Annotated in this window: 7 protein-coding genes; 1 reads left to right on the top strand and 6 read right to left on the bottom strand. The window is 39.1% G+C overall.

What is annotated here, in order from left to right; all coding sequences use genetic code 11:
* Positions 1-91: 91 nt before the first annotated feature.
* Positions 92-2605: a DEAD/DEAH box helicase gene (locus CSV77_RS07600; protein WP_099672944.1), complete on the bottom strand. Its 2514-nt coding sequence runs from the start codon at positions 2603-2605 to the stop codon at positions 92-94.
* Between the two features lie 4 nt (positions 2606-2609).
* Entirely contained in the window at positions 2610-5018 is a 2409-nt protein-coding gene (locus CSV77_RS07595) for a site-specific DNA-methyltransferase (RefSeq protein WP_158232042.1), read from the bottom strand.
* A gap of 503 nt (positions 5019-5521) precedes the next feature.
* On the opposite strand from CSV77_RS07595, the gene CSV77_RS07590 reads away from it, so the two are divergent.
* A complete protein-coding gene (locus tag CSV77_RS07590) occupies positions 5522-5950 on the top strand; it encodes a HEAT repeat domain-containing protein (protein ID WP_099672942.1) in 429 nt (142 codons plus the stop codon).
* A 169-nt stretch (positions 5951-6119) separates the two neighbouring features.
* Here CSV77_RS07590 and CSV77_RS07585 read toward each other — a convergent pair whose 3' ends face one another.
* From CSV77_RS07585 to CSV77_RS07570, 4 genes are all read right to left on the bottom strand, one after another.
* Positions 6120-6836: an endonuclease V gene (locus CSV77_RS07585; RefSeq protein WP_099672941.1), complete on the bottom strand. Its 717-nt coding sequence runs from the start codon at positions 6834-6836 to the stop codon at positions 6120-6122.
* A gap of 212 nt (positions 6837-7048) precedes the next feature.
* Complete coding sequence (locus CSV77_RS07580; protein ID WP_099672940.1) at positions 7049-9271, bottom strand: transglutaminase-like domain-containing protein; 2223 nt, start codon at positions 9269-9271, stop codon at positions 7049-7051.
* The gene (locus CSV77_RS07575; RefSeq protein ID WP_099672939.1) at positions 9268-10314 is read right to left on the bottom strand and encodes a DUF58 domain-containing protein; all 1047 of its coding nucleotides are present in this window, start codon (positions 10312-10314) and stop codon (positions 9268-9270) included. Before CSV77_RS07575 ends, CSV77_RS07580 begins: the two co-directional genes overlap by 4 nt.
* A gap of 11 nt (positions 10315-10325) precedes the next feature.
* A complete protein-coding gene (locus CSV77_RS07570) occupies positions 10326-11270 on the bottom strand; it encodes an AAA family ATPase (protein ID WP_099672938.1) in 945 nt (314 codons plus the stop codon).
* Between the last annotated feature and the right edge of the window lies 1 nt (position 11271).

The following is an 11271-nucleotide window of genomic DNA, read 5'->3' as shown; positions in this document are numbered from 1 at the left end:
TACGTTTGATAAAAGTTAAGTTGCGGGCAAGATCTGTTCATAAGTAATCGTTCTCATAGAACTGGGATGTAGTAGAGTTGCATTAAGTACATTACAATGATTCGCCATATTCTATAAACAAATCATCTAACTGTGCGTCAGTTGTTATTTTCAATACTTTTTTTCTAACAATTGTGTTGGACACGTTTAATAAATAATAGCGTTCCTGCTTGTCTTTTCCTTTTTGTCTTCTAATCAGTCCAATTCTCGGGAACAAAGCCCAATACTTCTCAGCATAACGAGCTAGACCTTTAACTTTTGGCACATTATCATTTTTACTCGAATCATGTGGGTCAAGTAAATCAAATACATACTTATCGTGCTGTTTACGAATAAAGATAAAGTCTGGGAACATTGGAACGTTTTTCCCACCATCTTCATAAGGAATACACATTGACCAATATTTTCTGTCCGGATTTCTTAACCATGCATACACATCAGCTTTTTCAAGCATAGTTTTTACAATATCTTTTTCCCAACCATTAAGGTCAATTTTAAATTCACTTTGCTTATCAACATAAATATGCTTCTCAATTTCAATCGATTTTTCACTTATGGTATACCCAACAACCTCAGGAAGATAAAACGGTTTATCGATTGGATTTTCCACTTGCGAAAGAAGCCGCTTAAACTCAGACCCTATATCTTCTGTTTGATTGGCAATATCAAACTTCCATGTTTCATATAAATCATTAAATTGATTTTCACAGAAAGTAAACAATTTTTTCATCTGCTTTTCAGATTTAGATAGAATAAGCACTTCGAGTTTAAGTTGACTGTAATTTTTTTCAACTTTACTGTATTTAGACCAATACAAAACATTTAAACCATCAAATAAACTCTTAAGTTTATCAAATGCAATCGATATATCAACTATATCCGCTGTTAAGGAATACTGACTTGTTGTTTCTACCACATTATCTCTCACATTAAATTCGATTTGATTGATACCAATACTTTCAATTGTTTGTCGGATTAAATCAAATTCACCGTCAGTTTTCATTTCTCCAATTAATTCTCGCATTATTGTAACAATTGCATCGTACGCATTTTTCTGAGCTTCCATATCAATCTGGTTCATGGTCAATAACCTGGATAATCTAGAATACTGCTTTAAGACTGAAAGCGAACTTTTCCTTGGAACTTCATAAGTAGTTATAAGATTAAGCTCGGAGAATAATTCTTCAAATTCGGTATTTTTTACATAATCAACGAGCGTTCTTTCTGTCCCTGTTTCATCGGGAACAAGAGCATCGCTTTCTTGAAGAGAAATAACAACTCTATTAACCGTTTCTTGATCGTATCCAGGAAGGAACAATGAAACGGAGTTCAATTCAGAATTGGTATTGATTCTCCGAGCAAGCGGTGTTCGCACCATACGACCAAGTAGCTGAGCAATATAAGTAGCATCGTTTGCCGTACGATAGGAAATCATTGTCTCAGCTCTAGGACAATCCCATCCCGTAGATAGATTCATTTTAAATAGAACAAATCGGATATTCTCATCATCTTGTATTCTATACGGCTCCACATATGGGATGACCTTACCGCCTATTTCAATAGATGATTTCAAATCAAAAGTTTGAATCAGTTCGCCATCGTTTAAATCCCTACCAAGATATTTTTCAATGGTAGCAATGATTAAAGCTAAATCTGTTTTAGAAATATTATCCTTAGAACCATCAGCAACTTGAATAACCATGATAGGTTTAACCCAAGTGTCATCCTGGTCATTTTCAAAATATGATTTCCATTGCCTACCTTTATTGGCCCAATCAGTTAATGCATCATTTAGCATCGTCACCTTATTATCGATTGCTAAAGCAGGATAGGCTATTTTTATTCGGTCTTTTATTAATCCTGAGTCTCGAACATCCTCTGGCTTGATCATTACCTTTAATGCAAGTGATTCACTTTGTTCAATAAGTTGCATAAATTTCTCGGGTGTTGCAGTAACCCCAATTGTTAGTGGCACAGGGGATAACTTATCTTCTGCACTACCTAACAAAAACTTCTGCATAATTGACTGTGCTTTTTTTTCTGAATTAGCATTATACACAGTACCTTTATGAGCTTCATCGATAACTAAATAAAAATTTGTTGGATACTGTCTAGCTGTATTTTCAATCGTATCCCAAATTGTATATTCTCGTTCTTCTGTATTTGAAGTAAGTTTCTTATCCAATCCTAACTTTTGTGTATTTAAGAAGTAGATATGACCAAATTCAAAAAATTCTTTATCAAACGCCTGATCAACTTGTATTATTTGGCTTACATTTATCATATTTGATTGAGCCTCAATTTTGCTTTGCGTTTGTTTATTTAGCTCTGGTGAATCAGATAGCCACAAAAACATTGAATTTTTATTGCCTTCATTTACTTCCGAACCGAACAATACTTCTTCAAACAACTTTGTAATTACAATTGTTTTTCCCGAGCCAGTTGGAGAAGAAAATGAGATTATTGAATTTTTACCAAACTGCTCTTTGGTTGATTGCGCCAATTCAATATTTTTGTGAAGGCTAATCAGTGCTTCTTCTTGAAATGGAAACAATTCCGTCCTCATTATTTTACACTCCTTGCATCATGAAATTATGTAAGTAATCTTTATAAAGTTGATAACTATTGACACCCGAAAATTCTGATGCCATTTCTGAAAAAGCATCATTTGAGTTCGTAACTATATATACATATTCAATACCAACGTGACTTTTCATTTTTTCTTTAAACTTAGCAAATGCATATTCATTAATTAGAACTGAGAAATTGCTTTCGTTTGGGAAGATAAAATCAACGTCTTCAACATTTCCTGGGCGCATTCCGACACAACCTGACTTAGCCCATAAAATAGGAAGAATACTCTCTAATTCATTTCCTAGCTCGACATCATCCTTGTTTACAAAGTCTAATAAAAAGTACTCACAGTTCGATTTAAAACCCTCTGCCATTGCTCTTTCTTCTTGAGAGTAAGAATCTTTGGTACCAAGAATTTCAATGCTTTTCTCAGAGATTCTTTTATAAGCCGACTTGTCTTCAGTGACAATTAGCAATTCAGTGACATTATCTTTACCCTCTAGCTCTTGATACCATTCTTCCACAAACGACAAATCAAATAGAATTGCTGTAGGCTTTTCATCGTCTATTGCAAAAGCGCCCGAGCTTAAGAGTTTAGTGCTTGGAATTCTTTGAGTGCCTAATAGAGAAATAATCTTTTTTTTCTGTGCTACAGTCGTAACCTTGGAAGGCGATATATAATCAATTTGCTTACACGTTCTTTTCTTACTCTTCATTTGATACTTATCAAGATAATACTCACCATTAATTGGGACTCCGTCAGTATCTATACCTAATATTGAGTGTTTCACACGTGGCCAAGTCACGGAACGACATATGCCATTGTTCTCCCATACATCATCACCTGGCAAGTACCCTTTTCCTAGCAAGTCGGCCTCCTCGCTCAAAGAAACTTCATTGTTAGTTATTAAAATTCCTCTTCTGTTACCGCCATCTTCTAAATTTAATAAGTTTAATGCATGTAAAGTTGTCCCACTTCCTGCAAAGAAATCAACTACAAAAGCATCCTTCTTATTACTCAAAAAGGATTTGAGTGTGTCATGAACAGCATATAAAGATTTTGGAAAAGGAAATTGTTTATTCTTAATAATCGAGCTGACAATCTGTGTACCATACTTATTAGCATCGTATAGATTTTTCCTCCAGACAGTTGTTTTTCTCTTAGATGAACTTTGGGTACTAACGACAATTTTTGAACCATCATCTCTTCGCCCCACAACACTATAATCTCCATTTTCTACCTTCTCTATTGAAGGAGCCGTTACGTATTTTATTGTATATGGTTGATATTTATTATTTTTATTTAAGTTAACCTGAACATAATCTTTATCTACTGCTAATTGAAGGCTCGATCCAGTTAACCCCCAAATCATTTCTATACCTTCTGGATTCACAGGAAACACAGCCGTACATCCTTTAATTTGCGGGACATTATTTCTATCTACTTCGGTTGTTATCGGTTCACCAATTTTTAAGATTTTTTTTGTTTCATCTTCAACATAGATCGGATAAAATTGATTTTTTCGAGAGGAACGAACAGATGAGGCTTCACTTCTTCTCAGATAAGGCCATCTTATCTCCTCCAGCTCTCCCCCATCTATCATTTCTTGAGCACCGGCATTCCCAAAGTATACCACCAAAAGATATTCATCCACTTGTGAAAGTCGTTGATCTCGAGCTTTCCCTTTTGGATTTATCGTAATATTAATGATTTGACGTTCTGAGCCTTTGAATAGCTCTTCGAGCAACATACCAAGAGCAAACAATTCATTATCGTCAATTGCGATAATTAATACAGAATCTTCGGGCTTCAAAAGTTTTTTTGCTAAGTCTAAACGACGTTTCATAAAAGCTAACCACTTACTATGTCGCCATTCGTCATTACTATCTACAAAACTGTTATTATATTTCCAGTCCCTTGCTCCTGTATTATATGGAGGGTCAATATAAATGCAGTCGACTTCTCCAGGATACATATAATTTAATAGTTGAAGCGCATGATAATTATCAGCTTCAATCAGCATATGCCAGGCAACATCTTTTGAACCTTGTTGCACTGAATCAATGTATTTTAACTTAGGAAAAACAGCTTCTCCGAATCTACGAATTTGAACTAATTTCTGTTTTTCTTCTGAAAATAACTCAGCTGTCTTCAAATCTCTAAGCGTGACCTTATTATCAATTATATCCGTTACAAGATATGTATCATCCATAGACTTATTTTTATAACAGACCGTCATACCTACTTTTATTTCTGAATTGTATAATAAGGTCTTTTCCGGTAAGTGTTCTTCAAAGACTAAACCAAACTTTTTCTGTTTCGTTAAATATGCAACTTCTTCAGACAATCTTGCTCTAAGACGTACATCCGAAATTTGATTAACTAGATCATCTATTGCTGCCATCATTCTACCTCCCATTTCCAAACTCCATAACTGTAACTTTATCATAATTAGCATAATAATAATCGCTAATATTAGAATGAAATTAATTTGTTATTGACAATAGTATAATTTTTTTTGAGTCTTTGGTGTGAAACTTAATTCCAACCATTCCTCCAAAAAAGTGGTTAAATTTATTTTAGCACTGCTGTATAGTTGCTTGACATCTTGAATTAAATCAACAACTTTCCTTTTAAATTTGAGAATTAACATCTTGTCTTTAAATTGATCTGTATCCTATAATTGCACATAATCGGTATAACAGATGTTGATTTATTAACATAATCTGAATCTATTGTTATCACTTCTATCAAAGTGGAAAGCAATTCACCTTAATGTAATCTGTTTCCATTTTCCCTATACACCCTAACCGGCAATTCATCGCTATTTTCATCCAGACAACGTATAATAAGAAAAGCAGAAGAAGAATCCATCCTTCCTTTAGTGAAAAAAAGAGGTGCAATTACTTGAAACAGTTTGAAACAGCATTACCTGAGCAATATGAAACAGTAAAAAAACAGGCCAATTACACGTCCAGTTGGCGAGAGCGTTTAGAAGCAGTCAAAATATTATCGGATTATCAACATGACAAAGTCATAGATTTATTAAAAAATCGTATGCAGCATGATACTGTCCGTCAGGTGCAAGTAGCAGCCTATGAAGCACTTGCGGCGTTTGGCGAGGACGTAGAGAAGCCATCACCTGCACGTTTTGATATTATCAAAAACACAGACAAAATCTTCCTTCGCGTAAAAAAGAGCTTGCCGAAGGACCATACTGTTGCAGACTTTGCGGATAAATTAAAACGTATGCGTGTAGATGTATTTGATGCGTATGAAGGCGACAAAGGTGCAGAATTTATGAATTGGTTAGAGGAACGTTGGGTAAAACTGTAATCCGTAGTTTTGCGATGTATGAAGGAAAGTCATTCTCTCCACTTGTGGAGGGGATGGCTTTTTCTTATTTTACAGAGCGGTTCGCCGAAACTTCTTAGATTGTATGATGTTCGTCTTATAAAATGGAGTTGGGGTTATGAAATTGATTCATTCGTTTAATAAAAGTATCTCATTCATTTTTCCGTAGCTGTCTTCTATTTCTCTTTGTTGCCAAATCTGCCAGCCTAACCGGTATGGGTAATCGACTTTCACTATTTATTAATTGCTCAGTGATAGTAGTTGCTGTTGGTAGGTCTATATAGTTCCCACATGAAACAAATATAGGTTTTACATCTTGATGTGTCCGTAAAACTCTGCCGTATACCTTGTTATTTATGATTATATCTACAAAAGAGCCCGCCTTATTTTTGGGCATTTCAAATTCGGCATCAGCTATTTTCAAGTAACTTTTGGCGATGCCGATAGTTGGTTTATTTAGAAAGAAAGAAGCATGAGTTGCGATTCCCATATGCCTCGGATGCAAATAGCCATTGCCATCAAACATAAATAGATCTGGCGTATGTGTAAGCTTTTTGGCCGCTTCAATAACTAAGGGAAGTTCTCGAAATGCCAAATATCCTGGTATATAAGGGACTGCGACAATTCCGGTGCTATGTGTTTCTTCAATAACCGCCTTTGTCGCATAGTCCATGACGATTATGCTACAAACACCCCACTCAATTCCTTCATCCTCCCAGTAAGCTACATCGACGCCCGCAATGAACTGGATATCCGTAGCAGTCAATCTATTTACCATACTTATCTTTTCTTTTAAACAGTTTTGAATGGCGTTCCATTTCTTATTGTCGGTTGATAGCGGATGGATATCCTGTATATGTATGTTCATTCCTCCTAGATGACTTAATTATGTAATTCTATTGAGAAATCGGCCGGCTTACTTTTATCCATAATATGTTCGTTGCTATTTATATATATACTTCTACTCTGTAAGAGATTTTTCATTTTTTAAGATCCATTCTCGTTCTTTCCGTTTCTACTCTATCCATTTTCAAATAAGAAAAGCACCGCGGTATGCGATGCTTTACTCAAATTCCCTATTTATTGATGACGTACGATAAATCGTAATTTCTTCAATCCTTTTCTCGATTTCTTCACCGCAGAATATACGCGCGCAAATAACTTTTCTACCTTCGCACGTTCATCATGGGTCACGCCATGCGGACTGTACTTGGCTTTTTGATAGATTTTCAATCCGTCCTCGAAGTCCTGCCGAAGTTGCGAATCGATTTTGCCAACTGCTTCAGGTAGCGTTTCGAATGAAGGCAGCTTCGCGACGACTTGTTCTTTTTCTAGCATTTGTACCATGAGCTGCACATGGTGTACAACGGCTAATCGATGATCTTTCACTTGGAGTTTTTGTTGACGTTTTCTTTTTCTCAAGAAGTACAGCACGAACAGGATGAACATAATCACTACGCCGATCAGATTCAACCAGAACCACAAAACTGTGTTTGGATTCACTTGCTTCAAGTCATCTGGCTTGTCTTGATCTTCCTGCACTTCTGTCATGTCATTCGGTTCAGGTTCAGCCGTGCTTCCGCCATTTTCGTCCGGTGAATCGGATCCGCCCGGTGCTGGATAGTCTGGTTTATTGATATCCGGCATTTTCTCAGCATACCCCGGTGTCACTTCAATCGGCACCCAGCCGACCCTATCGATATAGATTTCTGTCCACGCATGGGCATTTTTCTCGCTGACGTTAATTTCACTGAATGACTGTACATCTTTCACGTCATCCAGTCCGACGATATAGCCTTCCGCATAACGAGCAGGCGTGTCGAGCATTCTGAATGCCAATGTAGCAACTGTCGCAAAGTGAACGGAATAGCCTTCTTTCGACTCTTCCAGAATTCCCGTTACGAAATCCTGATCTTTTATCGGTTCGGCATGTTCGTTATAACTCATCGACTGTGCGAGGAACCGTTCCACTTCCTGAATCGTTTGTTCGTACGTTAAACGCGTTTCTGAATCTAGGACACCTTTGTCCATTTGATTATGCAATACATTCCAACTGTCTTGCGGCACCGCGAGATAGTTGTTGTAGACATATTGGTTATAATGACTTTCATGACGTAAATAGTCGGTGTCTTTTGTTTTATACAACGCATTCGCGATTTGCGGATAATCGGTGTACGGTGTCAGCATGTAGTTCATTTCCACTGTACGTTTGCCGAAAACCCCTGTCGCATGCAGCGCGTCAGCTTGTTTGGAACGGAAAAGATTGTCATCCAACTCTGCTAATTCATACGGTGCGTAAATATATCGACTGGAAGCAGCGACGTTTTGAATGACGAGTTTCGCTTCTTCGTACTCATCCGGCAAACTACTTTCTGCTGCCAAGCTTAGTTGTTTTGCACCGGTGAAATTTTCCTTTTGTAATGCTTCAAGCAGTGACTTCTCTTCCCTATACGCTTCTCCACCGATTTCCTTCCAGCCACTCGGCGTGTAAGTCGAACCAACGAATCCTTTCAAATACAGTGGACTCGGTTTTTCCATCGCGACTTTTAACGCAGTATAATCGCCCGGTGTAAACGTGGAAAGCCGTTGGAAGTTGCCAGCTGTCAACACAGGTTCTTCCCCTTTAAAATAGCGTAACTTCTCGCCTTGATAACGCACAGTATCTTCCATTTTCAAACTGCCCGTAAATTCTTCATTACCGTTTGGATTGATCACCGTATAAGTGAACATCAGCACGACCAATGAAATAGGCACGACCGCAATCCGTTTCCACCACCGTACTGGTAGTTGATTCATATACAGCAACGCCAGAATCAGCACCGCAAAAAATAAAATATCGAGGATCAATGCGGGTGATGTGCCGAGAAGTATTTGTATAGACCAAATCACGATAGCCATCGCAACAGGAATCCAACGTTTTTGATTCGCGATGGCATAATACATGGCACTGCCGATTAGCATAGCGATTTGACCGAGAATCATACCGTTTAGCCGCGAAGTCGTTTCATTGACGGATAATAGATCTATATAGATATGTTTGTGTTCTGAGAGTGCGATGAACAACGCGTTGATCGTTCGCTTCACGTCGTCTATGTACGTTAATAGGAAAATCAAACTAAAAACTACGCTCGCAATCAAAACGATGTCGCCGCCACGCTGTTTCCACAGTATACGCGCGACCATCCACAGCAAGACGAGAATGAGCGCGGGAACGCTACTCATCTCAGGAAACAGCATCGAACGAATTACGAGGAATGCCGCTATGAGGACACTATACGCAACTACTCCATCTAGCCATTTCATGAGATGGATCCCTCCTTCTGATCCGAGACCACGATCGTCTGAGATTCGGTACTACGCGCGCTATTGGTCGTCATTACGATACAGTTTGGATAGGTTCGTCTAAGCTTTTTCCACTGTTCATCTGACATCGAAACTTGCGCGACACTTCTCGTCAACACTTCTTTTATGGCGTTCGCTGCACCTCGTTCATTGTCGATCGTCAACTGCTCACCTGTCGAATGATCCACTAAAAGCTGGACTTCGTGATCGCCTGCGACATAGGAATAAAGCAGAGCGGAAAACGTCTCGATGAATTCATCATAGAGTGCTACGCGATTGGTGAACGATGTAAAATCGATCGTCATCATAACGGCATTCCCTGTCAGCGTTTCATACTGCTTGACTAGTACATCATCGACTTTACTTGATAGTTTCCAGTGAATTTGTTTGACCGAGTCGCCCGGTTTATACACCGACAACTCCACCAGCTCTTCGCCACCGATTTTCTTCGTCGGGATCATACCCGTCGTTTGTAGCACATGTTGATTTTGCTCGGTGTGTTGAAGTTTTAGTAAATACGGATTCGGCATGATCAATAGTTCGGACTGCGTATCCATTTTCTGCATCGAACGGAAGAACGTGAAACTGTCTTTGATCGTCAGTTGTGTGATTCGTATATTCACTTGCCCCATATAGTTCCGCGGCATCACGAACGAAAATTCTTCCGTACTTTTTGCTCGGATGGACAAGTCGTGCTGATGACTCTCTTGTCTGCCTGTAAATAGATGCTCGGTGACGAGATCTATTTGTAGGTATGTAACGGGTATGCGACTCGTATTTTGTACGCGCAGTTGATAACTCATTTGTTCATTTTTATAGATTTCATTCTCCGTGATGATCTCGCACTGGATTTTTCCTTTGACGAGATAGACGCTCAATACGAGCCACAGCCAGACAATAAGCGAACCGACTGCGAATAATAGAGCGAAATGCGTCGTCGTGAAGATGAAAAATGCGAGCGTAAACAGCAGCCACACGACGCTAATGAGTAGTGTCCCTATCATACGATCAGCCCTTAAAATGTCGCAAGCATTGCTTGATCGGGCGTGGCAACACTGTGCAGTAATTTTTCGAGTAGCGTATCCTGCTCATATTCAGTACCTGGCACGCCTGACATGACGATGCGGTGTCGGCTTGTCGGCAACCACACAGCCTGGACATCCTCCGGAATGACGTAATCGCGTTGTTGTAAAAAGGCATGTGCTTTCGCCATCTGACAAAGTGCGAGTGCGCCACGCGGGCTGATTCCTTGATGGATCGACGAATGATTTCTCGTTTTCTCAGTTAGTGCGGTGACGTAGCGTAAGATTTCATCGTCAATGAATAGGTTCTGTACTTGGTGCTGTAGTGCGAGCAATTCGTTTTTCGTGATAATTTGTGTCAGTGAAGATAACGGATCTGCCTGCTGTCGATTTCTCAGCATGTCCACTTGGTCTTCAAAATCTGGATATCCTACGCTCAATTTCGTCATGAAACGGTCGATTTGTGCGCTTGGTAGTGGTTGTGTACCGATTGTGCCGTACGGGTTTTGCGTCGCGATGACGTGAAACGGTGCCGGCAGCGGATAGGTCACACCGTCCACTGTCACTTGTTTCTCTTGCATCGCTTCTAGAAGTGCTGCTTGCGTTCTCGAAGATGTCCGGTTAATTTCATCGCCGAGCAATAAATTGCACATGACCGCGCCTTCTTTAAAGATGAATTCGTTTTTCTCTTTGTCGAACATCGTGAATCCTATAACGTCAGATGCGACGACATCTGGTGTAAATTGGATGCGGTTCGAATCGAGACCGACGACTCGGCTGAACGCTTTCGCGAGTGTCGTTTTCCCGACTCCCGGTAAATCTTCTAGTAAGACATGTCCTCCAGCTAGAAACGTCATCCATACGTTTTGGATGACGTCGTCTTTGCCGTTCATTACTTTTTTCATTTCATTGAGTACGTGTGTTGATGGATTGCTCATT

This window comes from Sporosarcina sp. P16b (assembly GCF_002743065.1).
GTDB lineage: Bacteria > Bacillota > Bacilli > Bacillales_A > Planococcaceae > Sporosarcina.
The sequence above is the reverse complement of the archived record's forward strand: the minus strand, read 5'-3'. Positions and strand labels throughout refer to the sequence as shown.

Coding starts and splice junctions, on each gene's coding strand:
- CSV77_RS07580 (WP_099672940.1), bottom strand. CDS start 9,271: ATGAAATGGCTAGATGGAGTAGTTGCGTATAGTGTCCTCATAGCGGCA.
- CSV77_RS07600 (WP_099672944.1), bottom strand. CDS start 2,605: ATGAGGACGGAATTGTTTCCATTTCAAGAAGAAGCACTGATTAGCCTT.
- CSV77_RS07570 (WP_099672938.1), bottom strand. CDS start 11,270: ATGAGCAATCCATCAACACACGTACTCAATGAAATGAAAAAAGTAATG.
- CSV77_RS07575 (WP_099672939.1), bottom strand. CDS start 10,314: ATGATAGGGACACTACTCATTAGCGTCGTGTGGCTGCTGTTTACGCTC.
- CSV77_RS07585 (WP_099672941.1), bottom strand. CDS start 6,836: ATGAACATACATATACAGGATATCCATCCGCTATCAACCGACAATAAG.
- CSV77_RS07595 (WP_158232042.1), bottom strand. CDS start 5,018: ATGGCAGCAATAGATGATCTAGTTAATCAAATTTCGGATGTACGTCTT.